Here is a 24,571-nt window from a genome sequence, read left to right as displayed (position 1 = left end):
ATAGAATGTCCGATGTGACTTTCAAAACCGCAGGATCAATCGCCGCCACGCCCTTCGATAGAGCGGCCGGCAAAGCTTCGTCGTATCCTGCCGCAGCCTTCCGGCTGCCGCGATGGGCCAAGCTGTTCCTCCTGGGGATCGTGCCACCGATCGCACTTCTGGCGCTCTGGTCCTATGCCGTGCATCAGGAATGGCTAGCGGAGCAGATCCTTCCCGATCCCCGGCTGGTCTACGAAACCACGCTCGATCTTCTGGTGACGGGGCAGCTCCCGGCCGAGTTGCTCGTCAGCCTGGGGCGCGTCGCCGCCGGACTGGCGCTCGGAGGCGGGCTCGGCCTGCTCTTCGGGCTCGGTTTCGGGCTTTTCCGGACGCTGGACATCTATGCGGCCCCGACGGTGCGGGCCATCTGCCTGGTGCCGTCGCTCGGCTGGCTTCCCTTCTTCATGCTGGTTTTCGGCATCGGCGAAGGGCTCAAGATCGTTCTCATCGCCAAGACATGCTTCCTGCCTTTGATGGTGGGCGCCTATGAGGGCATCCGCAACCGCCCGCGCAAATACGACGACGTCTCCCGCGTGCTGGAATTCTCATGGTTTGCCCGTGTGCGGCTGGTGGTGTGGCCGTCCATCCTGCCGTCGATCCTCACCGGTGTGCGCCAGGCGATGAGCCGCGGCTGGAAGGTGCTGATCCTTGTCGAGATGATCTCTTCGGCCGCCGGCCTCGGTTATCTGATGATGTGGGGACGCAAGGCCTTCCAGCTCGACGTGGTCTTCGCCACCATGATCGTCATCGGTCTCGTCGGCTGGGCGCTCGATCATGCCCTGACACGCTTCCAGCACCGCACGACGCTCTGGTCGTTCAAGGCAGCGGTCTAGGAACATGGCGATGACGACGTCCACCTCCCCCATTTCGCGCCCGGGATTGATCTGGCGGGCGCTCGTGCTGCCGGCGGCCCTGATCGTTCTCTGGGCCCTGCTCGATGCCTTCGGCGCATTGAACAGCGACATTCTCGTCTCGCCCGGCAAGGTCCTCGTCACGGCCTACGAAGGTTTTGCAGACGGCTCCCTTCCGGGCGCCGCGCTCGCGACGCTGCTCCGCGCGCTCACAGGTTGGGTGATCGGCGCGACGCTGGGGCTGGCTGCCGGCGTGCTGCTCGGATTGTCCGGCGTCGCGCGCGGCCTTTTCGACCCGTCGATTTCCAGCCTGCGGCAGATCGCGCTCTTTGCCTGGATCCCGCTGCTCAGCGCCTGGCTCGGCAACGGCGAGGCCATGAAGATCACGCTGATCGCCCTCGGCGCGTTTTTCCCGATGGCGCTGGGCGCGCAGGCGGGCTGCCAGAACGTGCCGGCGCCCTATCGCGAGGTGGGGCGCGTGGTGGAACTCGACCGCAGGGCGATGTTGACCAAGATCATCTTCCCGGCCGCCGTGCCTTCCATTCTTGCCGGAACGGAGCTCTCGCTCAACATCGCATGGCTCGGCACGTTCGGCGCCGAATATCTGATCGGCACCGGCTATATCAACGGCATGGGAGACGGCCTCGGCGCCTATCTCGCTGCCGCGCGCGAATATGCGCGCATGGACCAGGTCCTGCTCGGCGTTCTTTTCCTTGCCCTTATCGGGATCGCGCTCGACCGGTTCGTCCTCGGCCTCTCAAGGAGACTCGTACCATGGCGGATACCCTGACTCTTTCACGACCCAAAGCGGCCCAGGCCGGTTCGGTCAATATCCAGGATGTTTCGAAGACATTCCATGTCGACGACCGCACGGTGCATGCGCTGGACAATGTGTCGCTTGCCATCGAACCCGGCGAGTTCATCAGCATCGTCGGCCCCAGCGGCTGCGGCAAGTCCACGCTGCTGCGCTTCCTGGCCGGCCTCGACCTGCCGGACAGCGGCCGGATACTGGTCGATGGCGAAAAGATCGACCGGCCGAGCCTCAAACGCGGCATCGTCTTCCAGGACCATCGCCTGCTGCCCTGGTTCGATGTTGAGACGAACATCGCCGTCAGCCTTCACAGCGTCGCAGGCCCGGAGGCGGAAAAGCGGAAGCGCGTGCAGTATCTGATCGATCTCGTCGGCCTCACCGGCTTCGAGAAGGCATTGCCCCATGAACTGTCGGGCGGCATGTCGCAGCGCGCGGCGATCGCCCGCGGGCTGGCGCCATGGCCGCCGCTAATGCTGCTGGACGAACCGCTGGGGGCACTCGATTCCCTGACGCGCAGCCATCTGCAAGACGAGCTTCTCGCCATATGGGAGCAGGAAAAGAGCACGGTGTTCATGGTAACGCATGATGTAGAAGAGGCGATCTACCTGTCCGATCGCGTGGTGGTGATGGAGCCACGTCCCGGGCGCATCGCCAGCATCTTCGACATCACCAGCGAGCGGCCACGCCATCGCGACGATCCCGATTTCGTCGCCGTCCGGCGCGAGATCACAAGCCTCCTCGCAAAACGCTAGGCGAGATTGCCCTAAGGAAGCTCGCGCGGATAGGGCTCGATATCGGCACCCCAATAGTGTTTCGCGATGTTCTGGCTGTTTCGGATGACGTCGATAGCGATGCGAGGATCGCCGCCCTCAAAAGTATCCGGATTTGCGCCGCACATCACACAGTACATGTGTTGGTGCAGGACGGCGGCGAAATACTCATAGGGCGGCGCATGTTCCGGAGATCCGACGCGCTGCATCTCTTCGGCCGCCTGTTTCGTGGCAGCCTCCAGGGCTTTGAGAACCGTATCGGTCATGGACTGCTTGGCGCGTTCGATGATATCGACGACTTGCCGTTCGGCAGGCGTCAGGACCGGGCAACTCTTCGTCATGCGGCGTCTCTCCTTAATTTCTCGCGGCGCACCTCTCCAGCGACCACCTGAGGTCCCCGGAGAGGTCAGCATTGCTCTTCGGCCGAATTCTGTCGAAACCGGTTACGTGCGTGTCTCTATTTCAAGTCCTGTCCATCGGGCCGCGAAGGCCCACATGTCAGCAAATTCCTCGATCATCTTGTCGGTTGGTTTTCCGGCACCGTGGCCGGCACGGGTATCGACGCGCAACAGGCGCGGGCGATCACCGAGATCGGCGGCCTGCAAGGCTGCGACATATTTGAAGCTGTGACCCGGCACGACCCGGTCGTCGGTATCTGCCGTCGTCACGAGGATCGCCGGATATGCTCCGTTCGCCTGGATAGTGTGATAGGGCGAGTAGGACAGGAGGTTGCGGAAATCGCGCTCCTTCGCCGGGTCTCCGAAGTCCTGCATCCACAATTGCCCGCCGGTGAAGCGATGGAAGCGCAGCATGTCCATCACACCGACGCCGGGGAGGGCCGCCGCGAAAAGGTCCGGACGCTGGTTGACCACGGCGCCGACCAGAAGACCGCCGTTCGACTCGCCCTGGATGGCGAGACCATCAGGCGATGTTATGCCTTCAGCCTTCAGATATTCGCCGGCCGCGATGAAATCGTCGAAGACATTCTGCTTGTTCTCGCGACGCCCCGCATCGTGCCAGGACTTGCCGTACTCCCCACCGCCCCGGATGCTGGCGACGGCGAAAACGCCGCCTTGCTCCACCCAGGCCAACGAGGCAGGCGAATAGAAGGGGATCATGCTGATGGCAAAACCCCCATAGCCATACAAGAGCGTCGGCGCCGGGCCCGTGACGTCTTTGCGCCGGACGATGAACATGGGCACCTTCGTGCCGTCCTTCGAGGCATAGAAGCGCTGCTCGACGACGATGCGATCGAGGTCGATTGCTACCTTCGGCTCCGCCCAGGCAGACTTTGTATTCGTGGCCACGTCGTAGCGGTAGATCGTGGTGGGCGCGTTGTGGCTGGTGAAGACGAAGAAGGCTTCGTCATCCGCCGCGCGTCCGTGAAACCCTCCGGCGCTGCCAATGCCGGGAAGGTCGATGACGCCATCCGGCGTTCCATCGAGCTTGAAACGCTCGATCTTCGTCTTGGCATCGACGAAATAGCAGACGATGAGCCGACCGCCGAGCAGCGATGCGCTGCTGAGGACCGCGTCGTTCTCCGCGACAATGTCGGTAAATTGGGGCTGTGTGTCACCGAGGTCCAGCGCCACGATCTTCCCGCGCTCCGCGCCCTTCTGCGTGGTGAGAAAGAGCTTCGTCCCGACATTTCCGACAACGGACCAGTAGTGCTCGAAATCCTCGACGATAGCGTGGGGCTTCCAATCCTCGCCCGTCAGGTCCAACACCGTCAGCGCGCTGCCGCCGGAACCGGGCGAAGAGTAGATGATGACATAGCGGCCATCCTCGGTGACGCCGGCAAAATGAAGGAGATGGGGCTGCTCGGGCGTGGCGTAGACGAGCCGGTCCTGGGATTGGGGCGTCCCAAGCGCGTGGAAATAGACCGCATGCCCTGCGACGGTCGCCTCGAAGACCTTTCCCTTTTCCGGTTCGGGAAAGCGGGAATAGAAGAAGCCCGTTCCGTCCGTCGCCCAGGAGATGGACGTAAACCGAACCCACGCGACCTCGTCCTCCAGCAACGTGCCGGTTTCGACGTCCAGGACGCGGATGGTTCGCCAATCCGTTCCGCCCTCCTGCGTCGCGAAGGCGACACGCGACCCGTCCTCCGACGCCGACCACTCCGCCAGCGCGTTCGCACCATCCTCCGACCAGGTATTGGGATCGATCAGCACACGGTCCTGCCCGTCCAAGCCTTCGCGCACGACAAGGGTCTCCTGGTTGGCGAGGCCGGAATTGCGGGTAAAGAAATAGCGGTTGCCTTTCTTGTCCGGAGCGGTGAGACGTTCGAAATCGAACAATTCGGTCAGCCGCGCATGAAAAACGTCCCGTCCAGGCAGGTCCGCAAGATGCGACCGGGTGATGCGGTTTTGTGAATCGATCCAGGCGGCGACGTCCGGATCGCGGCGAACGTCGTTTTCCAGCCAGCGGTAGGGATCGGCTATTGTCGTGCCGAAGTGATTGTCGATGACATCGACACGTTTGGTTTCGGGGTAGGTCAAAAGCGTATCCTCGTTAGCAAATGCAGGGGAGATCAATGGCGCCCACGGAATTGTGGGCGGTCTTTTGCCCGAGTTTCGTCCAGGCAGCCGGAAGCGAGCCCGAAACGCCGGGCTTGATGGATCTTCAGCGTTGTTTCTCCGTTTTTCGGTGGTTTCGCGTCAGCCGTGGCGATGCGAAACGGGTAAGCGCGCCAGGTGCCTCACTCGACGGGGTCGCAGATCGGCAGAGTGCTGGCCGCACGGATGGCAGAAGCGATCCTTTCGGTCACTTCGTCCAGTTCGAATTTTTGGCCCTTGTTGACTGCGGCCGAACTGATGTCTTCATCGACCAGCCGCATGGCGGCCATGGCGGCCGCCGCGCAGAGCTTCACCTCGAAGTCGTCGGGCGATCGGCCGATGCGCCTGGCGACGATCTGCGTAAACTCCACTTCCGCCTGGCTGCACGCCATCAACCAGGCCGATCTCAGCGCCGGCTCCTTTGGAAGAAGCGCGACGATCCGGGCTGCGGCAACGCCGTCGCGAACGGCCTGTTCGCCCTCGATAAACGACTTCATCGCAGCATAGAGGAAGGTCTCTATCGAAACATTGCGGGGCCACTCCCGGAACAACGCGACAAATCGCAATTCCGTCACCAGAAGCAGCGGCTCGACACAGGCTTCCTTCGAGCGGAAATAGCGCCACACCGTGCGTTTCGACACGCCCGATGCCGCAGCGATGTCATCCCCGCTCGTGCCGTCCACACCGTGCCGCCAGAACAGATCCGCAGCATGGCGAGAAACCAGTAGCCGAGCTTCTTCCGTTTTCGAACGTTCGATCGCCGTCTCCCTGTCACTTAGTGCCAGATCGTTATGTCACTAAGTGACAGATCGTGCAAGAGAGGGCCGGGCTTTTTTTGGGCGGGCCCGGCGGCGACATGGTCGACCATCAACTGAAATCGGCGCGTGTCAGGACATAGATCGGCTTGCGAGCGCCGGAATAGGCGCGCCGCGCCGCCTGGTAGATGGAGACACGGGCATCGTCGAAAGCCCTCAGGCAGCCAGCTTCGGAGGTCGCGCCCGGGAAAAGGTCGGACCCGGCAAAAAACGAGATTTCGAACATGCCGTCGTGGCCGATGAAGCGGATGCGCTTGCCGGCCTCTTCATAGCTGCGGCTTTGGTTTGGAAAACTGAGACTCATGAAAGCTCCTTGCGATAGGTGAATGGGCCATCTCCTCGACACGCAGTTTGCGCGTCGATCTGCGAAGAGGCTCCCAATCACCAAGTTGAGGGAAAGCGAAAAATCCGGATTTCTTCTCGGACACAAAGAAATCTGTGAGTATTTTGGAAATCGAGGGAAAAAATGAAGCTCAGAATTGCAGAATCCCATCGATACCGTGCGGCATCCGGAGCTTTAAAACCGAATTCAGCATACCACGGAAACGAAAATCCTGATTTTTATTTTTGAGAAAAGGATCCAGGCGACGGGCCCATCAAGGGCGTTGTCCCGCTTCACTTTTCCAGGCGATCGAACGCGCTTCCCAGGGCTGGACGAGCGCGTGCTCCACGATCAGCATGACACCCACGAAGGCAAGGGAATAGGCGATCACATGCGCGGTCTGGAATTGCTGGAAATAGAGGTGGATACGAAAGCCGATGCCGTTGGACCGGCCGAGGAATTCGACGACGAGGACGATCTTCCAGATGACGGCGATCCCGTTGCGCGCGGCGACGGCCAGCCAAGGTGCGAGTTGCGGCAGGATGAGGTGCCGAAGCCGCTCCCGGGGCGAAAGACGGGCGACGAAAGCCAGATCGTCGAGGGCCGGATCGAAGGACTTCACGCCCTGGCGCACGGTGACCATGACCATAGCCGTCTTGTTGAGGGTCACCGCGACAATCGCCGCAAGCTCGTTGAGGCCGATCCACAGATAGCAGAGCACGATCAGGACCAGCGCCGGCAGGTTCATGAAGATCGTCACCCACGGATCTGCCCAGCGATTGAGCGCCCTGTAGCGGCCGAGCAGGAAACCCAGCAGCGAGCCCGCCGCCATGGCGAGCCCGAAGGAGACGGCCACGCGCAAAAGTGTCGCCAGCAGTTCTCGCGGCAACCGTCCGGCAACGGTTTCCGACCAGAAGACCCGCGCGACCTCGACAGGCCCCGGCAGGACGGTCGGATCGGCCTTCAGTGCGGCGAGCACTGCCCAGAAGAGGCCGAACAAGCCGAGGGAAAGAAGGAACACGCTCCCCTGCAAGCGATCGTCGAGGCTCTTCTCAGACATGCGAATTCTCCCGGCCCGAATATAGCCGCCGAGGACCTCGCCGGATCCGCGACCTTGGTCGTATGGCGGCCTTTCGCCTGGCGCGTAGAGATCGGGCTGGGAGGATCGCGCCATGAGACGACGCTTTGCCCTGCTGAGCTTTCTCGTTTTCAGCCTGCTTGTCTGCCCCGGTATGGCGGGCGCGGCACCGCTCGATCGTGACGCGCTTGCAGGCCTGATCGTGCCGCCCTACGCGCTCGGCGAGCCGGTGAATGAAAAGGGTGTGTGGACGCTGCTGAATTCCGGTGGCGCGGAGGCGGGTTACGTTTTCGAGACCGGTCCGCTGGCGCCGCTTCCGGGCTTTTCCGGCGCTCCCATCAACATGCTCGTGACGATCGACCGCGACGGCCGCTTTCTCGATGTGCGCCTCATCGCGCACAACGAGCCGATCTTCGTTTCCGGCTTGGGGGAAGCGCCACTGCGCGCATTCCTCGAACAATATCGCGGCCATTCGATCCGGGAAGCACTCGTTGTCGGCACGCCGTATGGCGAGGCCGGGGGCGGCTCCGACCTCGTCTATCTCGATGGGGTAACGAAGGCCACGGCCTCCGTCCGCATCGCGCACGAATCGATCCTCGCCGCAACGCTCGCCGTCGCGCGCGAGAAGATGCAGGGCGTGGCGAGCGGTCCGCCGGTACACCCCGATCCGTCGATAGACGAGACATTCGACTGGGCGGAATTGGTCAAGCGAGGGCTGGCCCGGAACCTGAAGGTAACCAACGCCGAACTCGACGACGGCTTCAAGACGACGATCTGGGCGCGCGACGATCCCGAGGCGGCGGACGATCCGCAAGGCCTGTTCCTCGATCTGTGGGTGGTCGATATCGGTCCGCCGTCCATCGCCCGGGCCGTCCTGAGCGAGGAGAGTTTCGCCGATCTTCAACGCCTGCTGCGCGTATCGCCGGACGACGAGCCCATGCTCGTCATCGATGGCGGCCGCCACGGGCTGGTGTCGGCGGATTTCGTGCGCAACACCGCACCTGACCGGCTTGCGGCCGTGCAGGACGGCCTGCCCGTTGCCCTTCGCGATGCCGACATGATGGTGGAGACGCAGCCGGATGTGCCGCAGGGCACGACGATGATCCTGAGGATCGACCGGCGCCTCGGTTTCGACCCCACGCGCGACTGGACGCTTTCCGCCCAGGCCGTGCGCGCCCACGGCATGCTGAAGCCGGAAATGGGCTCGGTCCATTTTCAGCTCGCCCTGAAGGCTGACCCCGCTTTCTTCTTGCGCCCGGAAACGTCAAGGGCGCTGCCGCCCTGGCAGGCCGCGATCGTTGATCGAAAATGGGACGTTGCCGGGCTCGGCATCCTGCTTGCGGGATTGCTCGGCGCCGTCGGCCCCGGCATGCACCGGCTCGCCGCGCCGACGGTGCTGCGTCCGGCACGGCTGGCCTTTCTGGGCCTGATGATCGGCTTCGTTGGCTGGTGGGGCCAGGGCCAGCTTTCGATCGTCACGCCACTCGCGGCACTTCGGGCCGCAAATGGCGGCGGCAGCCTGGCGGTCCTGCTCTACGATCCCTTCTCCCTGATGATCTGGGGCGCCGCCATCCTTGGATTTGTCCTGTGGGGACGCGGCCTCTTCTGCGGATGGCTTTGCCCGTTCGGCGCCATGCAGGAATTCGCCCATCATGCCGGCCGCCTGCTCCGGTTGCCGCAATGGAACCCCTCACCCCTCTGGGACAGGCGACTGAAGGCCGGAGCATGGATTTCGCTCGCCGGCCTGGTCGCCGTCACCTTTCTCGCACCCGAAAAAATTGAAACCGCAGCCGAGATCGAGCCCTTCAAGACGGCGGTGACCACGCTCTTCCAGCGCGAATGGTACTACGTCGCCTATGCCGTCTTCTGGCTGCTTCTCGCGGCAACGACCTTCAAGGGCTTCTGCCGTTATGTCTGCCCTCTCGGCGCGGTCATGGCGCTCGGCGGCCTGTTGCGCACCCGCTCCTGGATACCCCGCCGCGCCGAATGCGGTTCGCCCTGCCAGCTCTGCCGGGTGCGCTGCCCCTACGGCGCCATCCGCAAGACGGGCGAGATCGCCTACAGCGAGTGTTTCCAGTGTCTCGACTGCGTTTCGATCCACGATGACGCGCGGCAATGCGTGCCGCTGGTGCTGGCGCAACGAAAGCGCCCGCCAGTCCAAGCGCTTGCCAAGGTGGAGGCATCGGGATGAAGCGACGGCGGTTCCTGTTCATCGCCGCGGCGGCTGCGTTTTCCGGCACCGCGCGCGCTGAAAACACGACCTGGCAGGCAGACATGCTTGGCGGCACGGTACGGGTGGATCTGCGCGGCCCGCGCGGCCTTGCGCAGGATATCGTCGGACGGATCGGCAGCACGATTGCCGAGGTCGAGGCCGCGGCCAGCCTGTTCAAAACCAGTTCCGCCCTCAGCAGGCTGAATGCCGTAGGCCATCTGGACGATCCGCCGCCGGCTCTTCTCGATCTCCTGAGCCTAGCCAACCATGTCCATCAGGCAACAGCTAGTCGTTTTGACCCAACGGTGCAGCCCCTCTGGCGCGCGCTTGCCGAAGGTCGCGACGTCACCGAAGCACAGGCCGCGATCGGTTGGGAGCGGGTGCGCATCGGACCACCCGTCCAGCTTGCTCGCGGCCAAGCCCTGACCTTGAACGGCATCGCGCAGGGCTACGCGGCTGATCGGGTTCGCCGCCTGCTGTTGGAAGAAGGCTATGCGCAGGCCCTCGTAGACATGGGGGAGTTCGCCGCCATTGGCGGTCCGTTCAGCGTATCCGTCGAAGATCCGGCCCTGGGCCAGATCGCCACGCGCCGCCTCGCCGGCAACGCCATTGCGACCTCAAGCCCTTCGGCGATGATGCTCGGCGCCGGTGTCCACATTCTCGGACCCCATGGTGAGCGGCCCTGCTGGTCGACCATCTCGGTGGAGGCAGAAAGTGCCGCGATGGCGGACGGCTTTTCAACCGCCTTCTGCCTGACGACACGCGATGAGATCCGCGCGACCCTGCGCCGTGTTCCCGGCATCACGCGCGTTACCGCGGTCGATGAGGCCGGCGACGTTTCGACCTTCTAAGCCTATCGTTCCGGCGGCGTGAAGGTCAGGCCATGCGCCGCGAAAACCCGCGCGATTTCCCCGTCGGCAAGCGCTTTTTCGATCGCCTCGTCGACGGCATAGGCGAGGTCCTTGTGTTGGAAATTCACACCGACGCCGATCGTCCAGCTTCCACGCGCAAAGCCGACAAGCGGCGGAGAATGGACCTTCAGCCCGGCATCCGGATGGCGCACGAGACCGGCTTCCAGCTCCGCCCGAGGCCCCATCGCCGCCTTGGTATCACCGTCCGCCAGGCCGTCCATCGCTGCGGCGGTCGAGCGATAGCGGTGAATCTTGTCCACCGGGCCGATCAGGGACGTCAGGTAAAAGTCCGAGATCGCGTCGTTTTCGACCGCCACCGCGTCGAACCGGAAGAAGGGCGGGGTCGGCGCCTTCTCTTCGTAGTCGGACGCACGATAGGCGATGGCGATGCTCTCCTTGGCATATTTGCCGGTAAAGCTCACCTGCTCGATGCGGCAGACGAGCGCGCTGTCATAGGGCACATGCAGCATCACATCGCTGACCCGCCCGCCGACGGCAGCGCCCTTCCAGACATAGTTCAACAGATCGGCTTCGAGATTCTCGCCGGCCGCGACAAGGCGGAATTTCGCCTCGACACCGAGGGCCTTCGCAACCAGCCGGCCGATCTCGACATCCACGCCGACAGCCTTGCCCTTCTCTTCATAGGACCAGGGGGCATAGTTCTCGTAGACGGCGAACTCGATCCAGCCGTCCTCGATGATCCGGTCGAATTCGCGCCCGACATCCTGCGCGAAAGTGTTCTGTGGCTTGGCCTGGGGCACGTAGTCCTCGCAACGCGCGAAAGCGCCGCCCGGAAGGGCGACGCCGAGGACAATGGCCAGAAGTGCACGGCGCAGCATGGCGGGTTACTGCGTGGCCGAAAGGCCGACGGTCAGCACCTCGGCCGCCTTTTTCCAGCTTTCCGGCTTGTCCGACAGGATGCGCGCGGCCTCATAGGTGACGCTGTCGGCAACCGGCGCGCCGGAGGCGGTCTTTACTTCGGTCGCGATCGTCTCCAGTTCCTTCTTGATCGCGCCCGTATCGGCCACCTTGCCGCTGCCGAGTTCGTCGCGGATTTCATGGAGGCGCTTGGCATGGGCATCGAGCGCGCCGTCCTCCGGCCGTGTCTCCACATAGGTGCGGATCGCCCAGGCGGCCTTCTGGCCCAGAATGTCGCCGAAGGCCGGCATCTTGGTCGTGCCGTCCTGCGTATAGCCGTGCCGGAAGCGCTCCACGAACCACTCGTCGCCGACTTCTTCCGCTTCCAGAAAACGCAGGTCCGGCGCAAGCCCGCCGGACACCGCGCCCAAGCCATGACAGCGCGCGCAGTTCTGGGTATAGCCGGAGGCACCGATCTCGACGGCCTTCAACCAGGCCTCATGGCCGATCTTCGCCTCGCGATAGGGGTTTTCGGTCAGCCACTCCTCGCCCACCTCGGGCAGCGCATCGGTATTGACCGGTTGCGGCGCGACATCGCCATGCGCAATCACCAGGCTCGTCGTCGCCATGAGAATGAATGCGGCGACCCCGCCGCGAATGATGTTGGCCGACATGCCGTCCTCCTTCGCATTTCCAACTGCGCATTTTGTAAGGCAGCACGGACACGGCGCGATATGCGACCTAGGTCGCGGCGGCGCATGGCACCAAGGTCGTATTTCTAGCTCTCCCCTTTGGCGACATGGTTGCTACGGGAGGATGTAACATGCGGGAATGCTTCAAAGGGAGCCGGAAAGGCTTGTGGCTTGCGGCCGCGGCTTTCTGCTGGGCGTCCCCTGCCGCAGCCGACATTGCCATATCGATGACCTATCTCCGCCAGGAGATGCACGCGCCGCCGGTGCTATCCAATCTCGATCCAATTCCGGAGGACCGCGGCATTGCCGGCGCCGAGGTGGCGCTGACCGACACCAAGACCACCGGCAGCTTCATGGGCCACGACTACAGCCTCGCATTGCTGTCGGTCGAACCCGATGGCGACTTCCTCGACGCTGCCCGCAAGGCGCTTGCCACGTCGAAAATCCTCTTCATCGACGCGCCGCCCGAAGGCATTCTCGCCGTGGCGGACCTGCCGGAAGCCAAGGGCGCGCTCCTCTTCAACGTCTCTTCCGGCGCGCGGCGGCTGCGGGACGCCGACTGCCGCGCGAACGTGCTGCATACGATGGCGGAGGATGCCATGCGCACGGATGCGCTGATGCAGGTGCTGAAGGCGCGGCGCTGGACCCGCACGGTGCTGATCGTCGGACCGAAACCGGAGGACCGCGCCTTCGCCGACACGCTGCGCGCCTCCGCGCAAAAATTCGGCGTCGAGATCCTCGCCGCGAAGGACTGGACGTTCGACACGGACCTGCGGCGCGCGGCCGGCCAGGAAATCCCCCTCTTCACCCAGGATTTTCCCGACCATGACATCCTGCTGATCGCCGACGAGGCCGACGATTTCGCGCGTTACGTTCAGGACAATACCTGGCTGCCGCGCCCGGTCGCGGGCTCCGATGGCCTGCGCGGCGAGGGCTGGGCGCCGGTCTTGGAACAATGGGCCGCCGTGCAGCTCCAGAACCGCTTCGAAAAGGCAACGGGCCGCGAGATGGGCTCGCGCGATTACGCCGCATGGACGGCGCTGCGCACCATCGGCGAGGCCGTCACACGAACCAATTCCGCCGATCCCGCCGTGCTGCGCACCTTCATCCTGTCCGAAAAGTTCGCCCTCGACGGCTTCAAGGGCCGTAGCCTCACCTATCGCGACTGGGATGGCCAGTTGCGCCAGCCGATGGCGGTGGTCAACGCACGCGCGCTGGTCGAACTGGCACCGCTCGACGGCTACCTGCACCAGACCAATGAAATGGACACGCTGGGCCTCGACCGGCCCGAAAGCACCTGCACCGCCTTTGGAGGATGAGATGAAATTTCCGGCCCTGCTGATCGCGCCCATGCTGGCCGCCATGCCGCTTCCGGCGATTGCCGGCGAGATCTGGGTGACGAACGAGAAGGACGATACGATTTCCGTGATCGACACGCAGACGCTGGAAATGGTGCGCACCATCAAGACCGGCGAGCGGCCACGCGGCATCACCTTCAATTCCGACCACAGCCGCGTCTATATCTGCGCCTCCGACAGCGACACGGTCCAGGTCATGGATCCCGCGACCGGCGAGATCCTGCACGACCTGCCCTCCGGCGAGGACCCCGAGCAGTTCGTGCTCGCCCCGGACGACAAGCATTTATGGATCGCCAACGAGGACGATGCCGTGACGACGGTCGTCGATGTCGAGACCCGGCAGGTCGTGGCGCAGGTCAATGTCGGTATTGAGCCGGAAGGCATGGCGGTCTCGCCGGATGGCAAGATCGTCATCACCACGTCGGAAACGACGAACATGGCGCACTGGATCGACACCGGCACCAAAAAGATCTTCGCCAACACGCTCGTCGATTCCCGTCCGCGCCATGCCGAGTTCGCCAAGGGCGGAACGGAGCTCTGGGTCTCGTCCGAAATCGGCGGCACGATCACCGTCTTCGACGTGGCCACGCAGGCGGAAAAGGCCAAGATCCGCTTCGAGATCACCGGCGTCAACGCCGACCTCGTCCAGCCGGTCGGCTTCGAGTTCACGCCGGACGGCAAGATGGCCTTCGTCGCGCTTGGCCCTGCCAACCATGTCGCGGTGATCGATGCCGATACGTTCGCGGTCAAGTCCTACGTCCTCGTCGGCCGGCGGGTCTGGCACCTCGCCTTCTCGCCGGACCACACGCAGCTTTTCACCACCAACGGCGTCTCCGGCGACGTGACCGTCATCGACGTCACCTCGCTCGAACCCGTGAAATCCATCAAGGTCGGCCGCTTCCCCTGGGGCGCGGCGAGCCGGCCGTAACAGTCGAAGAGGGAGGACATCATGAAAAAAGCAATCCTGGCCGCCATCGCGCTTGTCGCCGTGCCGTTCGTGGCGCTGGCGGATGACGATGACGACAACAAGGCCGAAGCCGGCATGGGCCTTGCCGGCATCCTGTCCAAATCCAATCGCGAAACGTTGCCCGAACTCACCCTCTCCGCAGGCCAGCCGGTTTCCAAGGGGGCGCTGACGCTAAAATCCGGCAAATATTACACGCTGGAAATCAAGGCGGACGGCAGCCAGGAACTGGCGCTGGAGGGGGCCGGTTTCTTCCGCGCCGTCTGGGTCAACGAGATCGTCATCGAGGGCATCGAGATCCGGCCGCTCGGCGTCGATTCCATCGAATTCGACGAGGCGGGCGACGCGGAGATCAGCTTCATCGCGATCAAGCCGGGCAGTTATCACCTCAAGGTGCCCGGCAGCACGGGCGATACGCAACAGGTCGCGATCACCATAGAATGAGCAGGACATGAGCGGCTTGACGGTAGAGGATATCAGCCACGCCTGGGGCGCCCGGCGCGCCCTCGACGGCGTATCCTTTACCGTCGAACGCGGCCGTTTCTGCGCCCTGCTCGGGCCGAACGGCGCCGGGAAATCGACACTGTTCGGTATGTTGACGCGGCTCTTCACGCCGCGCACCGGCCGCATCGCGATCGCCGGCCATGACATGGCCCATGCGCCGCGCGCCGCCCTTGCCCGCATGGGCGTCGTGTTCCAGGCCTCAACGCTCGATCCGGACCTGACCGTCAGGCGCAACCTGCTTTACTTCGCAGCCCTGCACGGGCTTTCCGGACGGGAGGCGGAGACGCGCGCCATGGCGGCGCTGGAAAGGCTGGGCATGGCGGAGCGCGCAGACGAGAAGGCAGCCAGACTCAATGGCGGCCACCGCCGCCGCATGGAAATCGCGCGGGCCCTCATCCACCGGCCCGACGTGCTGCTGTTGGACGAGCCGACCGTTGGTCTGGACGCCGCCTCACGCGCCGCCATCACGCAGCACGTGCACGATCTTGCTTCCGGAGGGCTGACGGTGCTCTGGGCGACCCATCTGGTGGACGAGGTTCGTCCGCAGGATCGGCTCGTCATCCTTCACCAAGGCCGGGTGCTGGCCGACGGCGAAGCCGGAGACATTAGCGGTACGGATTTGACCGGCCGTTTTCTTGCGCTCACGGGAGATCGGCCATGACGGCGGAGGCATTTCCAAGCGTGAACTCGGCACCCACCGGCTTCTTCAGATCGCACCCCTTCATTGCGATGCGCGCGATCATCCATCGCGAGGCGCTGCGGTTTCTTGGCCAGCGCGGGCGGTTGATTGCAGCGCTCGTGCGGCCGCTCGTCTGGCTCTTCGTCTTCGCCGCCGGTTTTCGGGCAGCGCTCGGTCTTTCGATCACCCCGCCCTACCAGACCTACATCACCTACGAAATCTATATCGTGCCCGGGCTGGTGGGCATGATCCTGCTGTTCAGCGGCATGCAATCCTCGTTGAGCCTCGTCTATGACCGCGAGATGGGATCGATGCGGCTGCTGCTGACGGCGCCGTTGCCGCGCTGGTGGCTGCTGTTCTGCCGGCTTCTCGCCGGCAGCCTGATCGCCATGCTGCAGGCCTATGCCTTCCTGGCGATCGCCGCACTCTATGGTATCCGCTTTCCATTGCTCGGCTATCTGGCCGCGGCACCGGCGATGGCCGCGAGCGCGATGATGCTGGGCGCGCTCGGGCTGCTCCTCTCCTCCTTCATTCGGCAGCTGGAAAACTTTGCCGGCGTGATGAACTTCGTCATCTTCCCGATGTTCTTCCTCTCCTCCGCGCTCTATCCGCTGTGGAAAATGGCCGAAGCCTCTCCCCGGCTGAGGGACCTGTGCGCGCTGAACCCTTTCACCCACGCCGTCGAGCTCATCCGCTTCGCGCTCTATGCGAAGGGCAACCTGACAGCGCTTGCCGTCACGCTCGCCGCTTTCGCCATCTTCGGGCTCGTCGCCGTCTGGGGCTACGATCCCGCCCGCGGGCTTACCGCGCGCAAGGCCTGACTAGGGCCGTAAAGGAGAACTGCCATGCGCCTTGCCACCCTCGCCACGGGCCTTCTGCTGATATCCGCCAACACCGCCTTGTCCCAGACGGAGACCGATGCGGGCGGCACGCTCAATCCGGAAGAGCTGACGCTCAACCGCGTCATGAAAGATGTTGCGGAAGGCCGGACGAGCATGACCATCTGCGCGACCGGCTACTACATCACCAAGTCGGGCCGCCACGAAATGGCGCGCGAACTTTTCGAGCGTTGTGCCGCAGCCGGGTGGACGCACGCCATGACCTGGATGTCCCAGCTTGACGACAACGGCCTCGGCGGCCCGGAAGACCCCGACACTGCGGCCGAGTGGGACCGCCGGGCGGCAGAGGCCGGCGATCCGATCGGCAAGCTGAACTACGGGCTCGACCTGATGCGGGGCCGCGGCGTGGTGGAAAACCGCGCACTCGGCCGCCAATATATCGACGAGGCGGCCCGCAGCGGCCTTCCCACCGCAAAACGCCTGCGCGCCGCCGACTACGACCTCGATGTCGTGACGCCGGACGCCGACAACTGGAAATACGCGCCGGCCTTCTGATCCTCCTCGACGATCCGCGCGGGACGTCCCTCAAGCCGAAGGATGCGCCCGGCAAGCCGCTCCGCTTCCGCGCGGACATGGGTGACGAGCAACGTCGCGCAGGGCCGCTTCGCGATCAGCCGCTCGAAAAGGCCCATCATTTCGCCGGCAAGCGCCGGGTCCAGGCTGACAAAGGGCTCGTCCATCAGGAGAAGATCGGGCTTGGAAGCAAAGGCCCGCGCCAGGGACAGGCGCCGCTGCTGGCCGAGGGAAAGCATGCCGGGAAAGCGTTCGCCGAAATCGCCGAGCTCCACGGCCTCAAGCCAATGCCGCGCCTCTTCCCGTGAGATGCGCGCGACGATGGTGAGGTTTTCGATCGCGGTCCGCCAGGGCAGCAGCACCGGTTCCTGAAACACCATGGCAAGCCACGCCGTGGCCTCCCGTCGGCCGCGAAAACTGCGGTCGAGGCCGGCGACGACGCGCAGCAGCGAGGTTTTCCCGACGCCGGAAGGCCCGGTCAAGGCCACAGTCTCGCCTGGCGCCAGCGAAAGCCTCATCGGGCCGAGTACACCGCCCGGCCCTCCGCGTTGAAGGTCGAGCGTGAGGACGGGCTCAACTGCCGGGGTGGTGGAAGACGCCATCGGGCAGCTCTTTCAGGTCGCCGACCAGATCGGCGCCGCCGAGCTCGGTCATGATGGCCAGCATGCGTGCGGCCGCCTTTTCGTCCACCGCGCGCCTTTCCGCCGTGCCCGCGAGGAAGCCCGCCTTCAGCGCCTCGAATTCAGCGTCCGTCTCCGCCCGCATCATCGGCCGGATACGCTCCCAGGCGGCCGGATCGGCGGCAAGCTTGTCCTTCGCCTGGCGCGAAGCGGTGGCGATCGCTTCGCCCAGTCCGGGATGGCTCTTCAGGATGTCGCCCCGCACCACATAGCCGATCAGCGGCGTCTCCGGATCGAGGCCGAGAGCTCTCGCGGCCTCGTCGACGCCGACGAGCGTGCGCATGCCCGCCACCTGCATGCGTGCGCCAAAATTCCAGAAGTTCAGGGCGCCCTGCACCTCGCCGTCGAGTGCGGCCTTGTAGATCAGCGGCGGCGCGCCGAAGACCTGCTCGGTCGTGCCGGAAAGATCGAAATGCTCCACCTTCTGGGCATAGGCGCGCAGGATGAGCCAGCTCTTGTCGATCGGGCTGCCGGCGACGCCGATCTTTTGGCCCTTCAGGTCGGCAAGGCTTTTCGCCGTGCTGCCCGCCGGCACCATCAGCCCACCCACCGCGCGCGAATAGGGAATAAAGACGACGTCGCGGCCGGCGGCCCGCTCCCGCGCCACCCACAGCCAATCGGAGACGATGACGTCCACCTCGCCCCCGGCAAGCGCAATCTGGGCCGCGGGAGCGCTGGCAATGTCCATCACCTCCATGGAAAAGCCGTTCGCCGTGTCGAAGCCGTAGTAACGGATCGTATCGACTTCCCAGTTCACCGTGCCCGAAAGCTGGAGCGCGGCACGCACGACAGTCGGCTCGGCGCGTGCCGGCAGGCTGGACAGAACCGCGGCAAATGCCGCTCCGACAAGCGATTTCAGGATTGTCATGGGCTCTCCTCCCCTGCTTCCGCGATGCTATCCGCCACCGCCACGGGCCGATATACGACCTATTGGGGGTCCCCAAAGACATCGGGGTCCCGGCATTACGACCAAGGTCCAATTCATCCGTTGCAAGAGTGAGCAGATGATCCACGCCATGAAGCCCGCATCGATCTGCGGGCAGGGAGTGGGAGGATGCCATGAGGAGTCTCGTTCTGGCCGCGGTTGCGGCCATTGCCTGTGCGGGTGCCGTGCAGGCCGGCGTAACGGAGGAGGATCTCGCAAAGGACGCCGAAACCGCCGCCGACGTGCTGACCAACGGCATGGGGCGCGGCCTGCAGCGCTTCTCGCCGATGGAGACGCTGAACACGAAGAACGTCAAGAACCTGCTGCCGGCCTGGGCATTCTCGCTCGGCGGCGAGAAGCAGCGCGGCCAGGAAAGCCAGCCGATCATCTATGACGGCATGATGTACATTACCGGCTCCTATAGCCGCCTCTACGCCATCGACATCAAGACCGGCAAGGAAGTCTGGCAGTACGATGCCCGCCTGCCGGAAGGCATCCTGCCCTGTTGCGACGTGGTCAATCGCGGCGCGGCGATCTTCGGCGACAACATCTTTTTCGGCACGCTCGATGCCCGCCTCGTGGCGCTCAATCGCAAGACGGGCGATGTCGTCTGGAACAAGAAGATCGCCGACTACAAGGAAGGCTACAGCTATACCGCTGCCCCGCTGATCGTGAACGGCCTTGTCGTTACGGGCAATTCCGGCGGCGAATTCGGCGTCGTTGGCGAGGTGCAGGCGCGCAATGCCGAAACCGGCGAGCTTGTCTGGACCCGGCCCGTGATCGAAGGCCACATGGGCACCTTCAAGGGCAAGGAAAGCACGATGACCGGGACGCTGAACGCGACCTGGCCCGGCGACATGTGGAAGACGGGCGGCGGTGCGACCTGGCTCGGCGGCTCCTATGACGAAGACACCAAGACGCTCGTCTTCGGCGCCGGCAACCCCTCGCCCTGGAACAGCCACCTGCGCGGTGCCGGCAAGCCGGTGGATGGCAACAAGGGCGACAACCTCTATGCCGCCTCGCGCATCGGCATCGATCCGGAAAACGGCGAGATCAAGTGGCACTTCCAGACCACGCCGCGCGAAGGCTGGGATTTCGACGGCGTCAACGAGGTCGTGCCCTTCGTCGACAAGGACGGCAACAAGCGCTTTGCGACAGCCGACCGCAACGGCTTCTTCTACGTGCTGAACCGCGAGGACGGCAAGTTCGTCTCCGCCCATCCCTTCGTGAAGAACATCAGCTGGGCCAAGGGCATCGATGAGACGGGCCGCCCGATCTACAACGAGGACAACCGTCCGGGTGATGCCGCTGCCGCCGCCGATGGCGCCAAGGGCCAGCAGGTCTTCGCGGTGCCGTCGTTCCTCGGCGGCAAGAACTGGATGCCGATGGCCTACAGCCCGAAGACCGGCCTGTTCTATGTTCCCTCCAACGAATGGGGCATGGACATCTGGAACGAGCCGATCAGCTACAAGAAGGGTGCCGCCTATCTCGGCGCAGGCTTCACCATCAAGCCGCTCTTCGAGGACCATATCGGCAGCCTGAAGGCGATCGACCCCAACACGGGCGAGATCAAGTGGGAATACAAGAACGGCGCTCCCCTCTGGGGCGGCGCGATGACCACCGCCGGCGGCCTCGTCTTCTTCGGCACGCCAGAAGGCGATTTCGTCGCCCTCAACAATGAGACCGGCGAGGAGCTCTGGAAGTTCCAGACCGGCTCCGGGATCGTCGGGCAGCCGGTGACGTGGGAACAGGACGGCGAGCAATATGTCTCGGTGATTTCCGGCTGGGGCGGCGCGGTCCCCCTGTGGGGCGGTGAGGTGGCCAAGAAGGTCAACTATCTCAACCAGGGCGGGATGGTCTGGACCTTCCGCCTGCCAAAACAGCTCGCAGCGCTGGACTGAGACGACAAGCCGGGCGGAAACGCCCGGCTTCCTGCTTTCTGCACGGGCCAACAAGGCCGATGAAGACGGACGAAATCAATGCTAAGCTATCGCCAGCCCTTTCGGGAATTTCGCATGATGCCAGTCCCAGCCCCCGAGAAACCCGTGCGCACGCTGAAATCGGCGCTGATCGTCGACGATCACCCGCTGTTCTGCGATGCGCTGGCGATGACCTTGACCGGCCCGGTCGGCATTCCGGACGTCGAGGCCGTCGGTGCGCTTGAGGCGGCCCTTGCGAGGCTCGAGACCGGCCCGCTGCCCGACGTGGTCGTGCTGGATCTCAACCTTCCCGACGTTAACGGGCTCGACGGGGTGGTGCGCCTGCGCCGCGCCCTGCCGGACACGCCGATCGTCGTCGTCTCCTCGCTCGACGAGATCCGCGTCGTGCGGGCGGCGCTGAAAGCCGGCGTCAATGCCTTCGTGCCGAAGCACGCCTCCCGCGAGGAGTTCCGCGAGGCGTTCGCCGTCATCGCCCGCGGCGAAATCCATGCGAGCCGCATGGCGCTCGAAGCCTCGGCGCCGACGCCGTCGGAAGAGGCGGTGAAGCGGCTGGCATTGCTGACGCGCCAGCAGGCACGCATCCTGCAACTCGTCTGCGCCGGGCGTATGAACAAGCACATCGCCTATGAGCTTTCCATCGCGGAAACCACCGTGAAGGCCCATGTCACCGCCATCATGCGCAAGCTCGGCGTGCAGACGCGCATGCAGGCCGTGCTTTTCGCCCAGGAGGCAAGTTTCAACGTCATGGCGACCGACATCTGACAACGAACTGCGTGCTGGCGTCCGGTCATCATGGATGCTCTAAGCTTTAAGGCGGGGGAAACGGCGGAGGAGGCCATCACCCGTGGAGGAACAGTTCATCACGCGCGCGCTCGCATCGGCGCATGACGTCCATGCGGTCGAGAGACTGGCGTCAAGCCTCGGTCCCGGCCCGTTCTCGCTTGTCCTGTTGTTCGTTTCACCGGAGGCCGACGTGCCCGGCATCGTGTCGGGCGCGGCAAGGGCCTGGCCGGATGCACGCATCGCCGGCTGTACCACCGCCGGAGAAATCTCCGGCGCCGGCTATGAGGACGGAAGCATCGTCGCCATCGGTTTCCGCGCACGCCACTTCGCGGCCGAAACCCTGCTCATTCCGGATCTGTCGCAGCTCGCGGCAAGCGAGCTTTCGGAGGCACTGCTCCATGTCAGGCAATCGCTCGCCCGCGATCATGGACATTTACCGGAAGAGTTCGCGCTGCTTTTCGTCGATGGGTTGTCGGCGCGCGAGGACGAACTTGCTTCGGTGCTTGCCGCCGGCACCGGCGCGATGCCGCTCATCGGCGGATCGGCCGGCGACGGCACGAATTTCCGCGAAACCCTCGTCTTCGACGGCAGGCGGCTTCTGGCGAATGCCGCGGTGATCTCCGTCATGCGCGGCGCCTGTCCGCTGCGGGCCTTCAAGATGGACCATATCAGGCCGACGGAGCGGCGCATGGTCGTGACGGAAGCCGACCCCGCCGCCCGCATCGTGCGAAAAATCAACGCCGAACCCGCCGTGCAGGAATATGCCCGTCTCATCGGCATGCAGCCGGAAAGCGTCGATACCCTCACCTTCGCGATCCATCCGCTTACCGTGCGCATGGGCGAGCGCCACCACGTGCGCGCCATCCAACGCGTTCTGCCATCCGGCGAACTCCTGTTCTTTTCGGCGATCGATGAAGGAATGGTTCTCACCATCGCCGAACCGCACGATCTCGTGGATCACCTGGCGGGTGAATTGCAGGCGCTGAAGCAGCCGGGAAACCCCGTCGCCGTGCTTGCCTTCGACTGCATCCTGCGACGCGTCGAGGCGCAGGAAAAACAGATGACCGGCCGCGTTTCCGAGCTTCTGCGGCATCATGGCGTCATCGGCTTTTCCACCTATGGCGAGCAGATCGGCCCGATGCACATCAACCATACCATGACCGGTTTTGCCTTCTACCCGCCCGGCACGATCCTTTCGGGAAGCGATCCATGAACACACGCCTGTCCGAAGGATTGCTCGACCCCGCCGATGGGGAGACGAAAAACCTCGAAAAGATGCTCGTCATCGCCGATGCCCTCATCCGCCATGTCGAGCAGAATTCCGGCGACAGGGGTGCTGCTTTCGAGCAGTTCCGCCGCGCCGCCGTTCTGGAGGACCGGGTGCGCCAGCGCACGCGCGACCTCGAAACCACGCTCAAGCAGCTCAACGACGCCAACAGCGCCGCCGAGCGGGCGAGACGCGACCTGTCCCAGGCGATCGAGGCCGTCGATGAGGGTTTCGCCCTTTTCGACCCTGCCGATATCCTCGTGCTCTGCAATTCCCGTTTCTGTCGCGACCTCACCGACGTCCGCCCAAAACTCTTTGCCGGCATCGCCTTTGCCGATTATGTGGAAATCGTCAGCCGTTCCACGATGCTGGCCTTTCCCAAAGGCGTGACGGTGAAGGCCTGGGCCGCGGAACGCATGCGCCTGCATCGAACCCGGCAGGTCTTCAATGTCGGGCTGACCGGCGACCGCTGGCTTCAGGTCAGCGAGCAGCGCACCGCCGATGGCGGCACCGTCATCCTCCAGACCGATATCACCGACATCATCCGCATGGAGCGCTCGGAACGCGGCAAGCTGCTGGACGACCAGGCCCGCATGATCCGCGCGACGCTGGAACATATCAACCAGGGCGTCGGCATCTTCGACGCAAACCGCCGGCTGGCCGGCTGGAACGGCCGCGTCGCGCAACTTCTCGACATCCCGCCGCGGTTGCTGCGGCGGGGAACACCCTTCGAATTGCTGGCCGACCGCATTGCCCGCTCGATCACCCTCAGCGACGGTTTTTCTGCCGACATGTTGCGCCAATGGATCGACGGCCGCCTGCCGCGCGAACCCCTGTCCTTCGAACTCCAGCATGTTTCGGGCATCATCCTTGACGTCTTTGCGCAGGAAATGCCGGGGCGCGGCTTCGTCATGTCGTTTGCCGACGTGACGCGCGAGCGCCTTGCCATCCACGCCATGATCCGGGCCAACAGTTCGCTCGAAGCGCGCGTGGCGGCGCGCACCGGGGATCTCGCAGCAGCGCTTGCCGAGGCCGAACGCGCCAATTCCGCCCGCGTCCGCTTCGTCGCGGCGGCGAGCCACGATCTCTTACAACCGCTGTCCGCCGCCAAACTCTTCGTCGCGGCGGCACGTGACGACGCGGGCGCCACGCCGATGTGCGGGACGCTGGAGAAGGCACACAATGCCCTTGTCAGCGTGGAGGGGATCCTCGGCGCCTTGCTCGACATATCCCGCCTGGAAGCCGGCGGCGCTGCGGTCGATATCGGCCCGGTTCCCCTTTCCGTTCTGCTCAACCAGCTGACCGACGAATTCGCCCCCATCGCCGCCCGCAAGGGCCTGCGGCTCGACATTCTGCACTGCGGCCTCACCGTATCGAGCGATCCGACCTACCTGCGCCGCATCCTGCAGAACCTGATCAGCAACGCCATCCGCTACACGAGTAGCGGCCGCGTCCTCGTCGGGCCGCGGCGGGTGAAAGGGCATGTGCGCATCGAGGTGCATGACACCGGGCCGGGCATCGCAGCCGACCAGCAGCAATCGATCTTCCGCGAGTTCCACCGCATCCAGGGCTCCGCCTCGGCGTCGGAGGGGATGGGGCTGGGCCTTGCGATCGTGGAACGGGCCTGCGGCCTGCTTGGCCACCGGCTGGCGCTTCACTCGGAGCCCGGGCGCGGCACCTGTTTCGCCGTCGATCTGGCCGTTGTTCCGCACCACGCCAAACCGGCCTACCGGGAGACCGCGCCGGCAATACCCGAGGAGCCGGGCGACAACTCCGACCGCATCGCGCTTCTCGTGGAGAACGACGAGGACCTGCGCCGCGCCATCTCCCTGCTCCTAGAGCGGCGCGGGGTGAGCGTGCTCGAAGCGGCAAGCGGCGAGGAAGCGCTCTCCCTGCTGGAGGAAATCGGCATCGTGCCCGACCTCTACCTGATCGACCAGCAGCTCGATGGCACGCTCACCGGCATCGAAACCGTGCTGGCGCTGCACGCGGAATATGGCGAGCGCCCCACCCGCCTCCTCACCGCCAACCGTACGCCGCAGACGCGGCTTGCCGCGGACGCCGCGGGCATCGAGGTTATGTACAAGCCGATCGCCGCGGACGCGCTGGAGGCCTTCGTGCTGCACGCCAGCTGACCCGGCACCA

Annotated in this window: 24 protein-coding genes; 15 read left to right on the top strand and 9 right to left on the bottom strand. The window is 64.5% G+C overall.

The features are described 5' to 3' along the window. Positions 1-5: 5 nt before the first annotated feature. The 3 genes from AC1Q6Z_RS32505 to AC1Q6Z_RS32495 are packed head-to-tail and all read left to right on the top strand — an operon-like array spanning position 6 to position 2,453. Positions 6-872: an ABC transporter permease gene (locus AC1Q6Z_RS32505; RefSeq protein ID WP_492650396.1), complete on the top strand. Its 867-nt coding sequence runs from the start codon at positions 6-8 to the stop codon at positions 870-872. Positions 873-882: 10 nt separating this feature from the next. Continuing rightward, the gene (locus AC1Q6Z_RS32500; protein WP_492650395.1) at positions 883-1,680 is read left to right on the top strand and encodes an ABC transporter permease; all 798 of its coding nucleotides are present in this window, start codon (positions 883-885) and stop codon (positions 1,678-1,680) included. Next, a complete protein-coding gene (locus AC1Q6Z_RS32495) occupies positions 1,665-2,453 on the top strand; it encodes an ABC transporter ATP-binding protein (protein WP_492650394.1) in 789 nt (262 codons plus the stop codon). The genes AC1Q6Z_RS32500 and AC1Q6Z_RS32495 overlap by 16 nt, the downstream gene beginning before the upstream one ends. An 11-nt stretch (positions 2,454-2,464) precedes the next feature. Here AC1Q6Z_RS32495 and AC1Q6Z_RS32490 read toward each other — a convergent pair whose 3' ends face one another. The 5 genes from AC1Q6Z_RS32490 to AC1Q6Z_RS32470 form a co-directional block, all read right to left on the bottom strand. After that, positions 2,465-2,812, bottom strand: a complete 348-nt coding sequence (locus AC1Q6Z_RS32490) for a hypothetical protein (protein WP_492650393.1) — start codon at positions 2,810-2,812, stop codon at positions 2,465-2,467. 102 nt (positions 2,813-2,914) lie between these two features. Beyond that, the gene (locus AC1Q6Z_RS32485; protein WP_492650392.1) at positions 2,915-4,969 is read right to left on the bottom strand and encodes a prolyl oligopeptidase family serine peptidase; all 2,055 of its coding nucleotides are present in this window, start codon (positions 4,967-4,969) and stop codon (positions 2,915-2,917) included. Between the two features lie 200 nt (positions 4,970-5,169). Further along, positions 5,170-5,727 (bottom strand): TetR/AcrR family transcriptional regulator, encoded by a 558-nt coding sequence (locus AC1Q6Z_RS32480; RefSeq protein WP_492650413.1) that lies wholly within the window; start codon positions 5,725-5,727, stop codon positions 5,170-5,172. A 166-nt stretch (positions 5,728-5,893) separates the two neighbouring features. After that, entirely contained in the window at positions 5,894-6,145 is a 252-nt protein-coding gene (locus tag AC1Q6Z_RS32475; RefSeq protein ID WP_435269251.1) for a DUF1488 family protein, read from the bottom strand. A 292-nt stretch (positions 6,146-6,437) separates the two neighbouring features. Next, positions 6,438-7,223 carry an ABC transporter permease gene (locus AC1Q6Z_RS32470; protein WP_492650391.1) on the bottom strand — a complete coding sequence of 262 codons (786 nt, stop codon included), beginning with the start codon at positions 7,221-7,223 and terminating at the stop codon, positions 6,438-6,440. A gap of 112 nt (positions 7,224-7,335) precedes the next feature. Here AC1Q6Z_RS32470 and AC1Q6Z_RS32465 point away from each other — a divergent pair, with 112 nt between their 5' ends. Next, entirely contained in the window at positions 7,336-9,432 is a 2,097-nt protein-coding gene (locus AC1Q6Z_RS32465; protein WP_492650390.1) for a 4Fe-4S binding protein, read from the top strand. Continuing rightward, complete coding sequence (locus AC1Q6Z_RS32460) at positions 9,429-10,304, top strand: FAD:protein FMN transferase (protein ID WP_492650389.1); 876 nt, start codon at positions 9,429-9,431, stop codon at positions 10,302-10,304. Before AC1Q6Z_RS32465 ends, AC1Q6Z_RS32460 begins: the two co-directional genes overlap by 4 nt. Positions 10,305-10,306: 2 nt before the next feature. On the opposite strand, the gene AC1Q6Z_RS32455 is transcribed toward AC1Q6Z_RS32460, so the two are convergent. Continuing rightward, positions 10,307-11,203, bottom strand: a complete 897-nt coding sequence (locus AC1Q6Z_RS32455; RefSeq protein WP_492650388.1) for a substrate-binding periplasmic protein — start codon at positions 11,201-11,203, stop codon at positions 10,307-10,309. Between the two features lie 6 nt (positions 11,204-11,209). Beyond that, positions 11,210-11,896: a cytochrome c-550 PedF gene (gene pedF / locus AC1Q6Z_RS32450; protein WP_160862047.1), complete on the bottom strand. Its 687-nt coding sequence runs from the start codon at positions 11,894-11,896 to the stop codon at positions 11,210-11,212. 245 nt (positions 11,897-12,141) lie between these two features. Between pedF and AC1Q6Z_RS32445 the strand changes: the two genes are divergently transcribed. The 6 genes from AC1Q6Z_RS32445 to AC1Q6Z_RS32420 all read left to right on the top strand — a co-directional run bounded on the left by AC1Q6Z_RS32445 (position 12,142) and on the right by AC1Q6Z_RS32420 (position 16,813). Next, a complete protein-coding gene (locus AC1Q6Z_RS32445) occupies positions 12,142-13,233 on the top strand; it encodes an ABC transporter substrate-binding protein (protein WP_492650387.1) in 1,092 nt (363 codons plus the stop codon). Position 13,234: 1 nt separating this feature from the next. After that, complete coding sequence (locus tag AC1Q6Z_RS32440; RefSeq protein WP_492650386.1) at positions 13,235-14,200, top strand: YVTN family beta-propeller repeat protein; 966 nt, start codon at positions 13,235-13,237, stop codon at positions 14,198-14,200. A gap of 21 nt (positions 14,201-14,221) precedes the next feature. Further along, positions 14,222-14,680 (top strand): cupredoxin domain-containing protein, encoded by a 459-nt coding sequence (locus tag AC1Q6Z_RS32435; RefSeq protein ID WP_492650385.1) that lies wholly within the window; start codon positions 14,222-14,224, stop codon positions 14,678-14,680. Positions 14,681-14,687: 7 nt separating this feature from the next. Beyond that, positions 14,688-15,401 carry an ABC transporter ATP-binding protein gene (locus AC1Q6Z_RS32430; protein WP_492650384.1) on the top strand — a complete coding sequence of 238 codons (714 nt, stop codon included), beginning with the start codon at positions 14,688-14,690 and terminating at the stop codon, positions 15,399-15,401. Positions 15,402-15,469: 68 nt separating this feature from the next. Next, positions 15,470-16,240: an ABC transporter permease gene (locus tag AC1Q6Z_RS32425; protein WP_492650412.1), complete on the top strand. Its 771-nt coding sequence runs from the start codon at positions 15,470-15,472 to the stop codon at positions 16,238-16,240. A 24-nt stretch (positions 16,241-16,264) separates the two neighbouring features. Further along, the gene (locus AC1Q6Z_RS32420; protein ID WP_492650383.1) at positions 16,265-16,813 is read left to right on the top strand and encodes a tetratricopeptide repeat protein; all 549 of its coding nucleotides are present in this window, start codon (positions 16,265-16,267) and stop codon (positions 16,811-16,813) included. On the opposite strand, the gene AC1Q6Z_RS32415 is transcribed toward AC1Q6Z_RS32420, so the two are convergent. Continuing rightward, positions 16,753-17,433: an ABC transporter ATP-binding protein gene (locus AC1Q6Z_RS32415; protein ID WP_492650382.1), complete on the bottom strand. Its 681-nt coding sequence runs from the start codon at positions 17,431-17,433 to the stop codon at positions 16,753-16,755. The genes AC1Q6Z_RS32420 and AC1Q6Z_RS32415 overlap by 61 nt on opposite strands. After that, entirely contained in the window at positions 17,405-18,379 is a 975-nt protein-coding gene (locus tag AC1Q6Z_RS32410; protein WP_492650381.1) for an ABC transporter substrate-binding protein, read from the bottom strand. The genes AC1Q6Z_RS32415 and AC1Q6Z_RS32410 overlap by 29 nt, the downstream gene beginning before the upstream one ends. A gap of 191 nt (positions 18,380-18,570) precedes the next feature. Here AC1Q6Z_RS32410 and AC1Q6Z_RS32405 point away from each other — a divergent pair, with 191 nt between their 5' ends. The 4 genes from AC1Q6Z_RS32405 to AC1Q6Z_RS32390 all read left to right on the top strand — a co-directional run bounded on the left by AC1Q6Z_RS32405 (position 18,571) and on the right by AC1Q6Z_RS32390 (position 24,561). Beyond that, positions 18,571-20,337 carry a PQQ-dependent methanol/ethanol family dehydrogenase gene (locus tag AC1Q6Z_RS32405; protein ID WP_256115325.1) on the top strand — a complete coding sequence of 589 codons (1,767 nt, stop codon included), beginning with the start codon at positions 18,571-18,573 and terminating at the stop codon, positions 20,335-20,337. Positions 20,338-20,451: 114 nt separating this feature from the next. After that, a complete protein-coding gene (locus tag AC1Q6Z_RS32400) occupies positions 20,452-21,138 on the top strand; it encodes a response regulator transcription factor (RefSeq protein WP_256115326.1) in 687 nt (228 codons plus the stop codon). Between the two features lie 82 nt (positions 21,139-21,220). Further along, positions 21,221-22,372, top strand: coding sequence for an FIST N-terminal domain-containing protein (locus AC1Q6Z_RS32395; protein WP_492650380.1), 1,152 nt, complete (start codon positions 21,221-21,223; stop codon positions 22,370-22,372). Further along, positions 22,369-24,561: a PAS-domain containing protein gene (locus tag AC1Q6Z_RS32390; RefSeq protein WP_492650379.1), complete on the top strand. Its 2,193-nt coding sequence runs from the start codon at positions 22,369-22,371 to the stop codon at positions 24,559-24,561. The genes AC1Q6Z_RS32395 and AC1Q6Z_RS32390 overlap by 4 nt, the downstream gene beginning before the upstream one ends. Positions 24,562-24,571: the final 10 nt, after the last annotated feature.

It is taken from the genome of Shinella sp. GW835-FHT14H05, from assembly GCF_058793575.1.
Note: the sequence above shows the minus strand (reverse complement) of the source record. Positions and strands in the feature narration are given on the sequence as shown.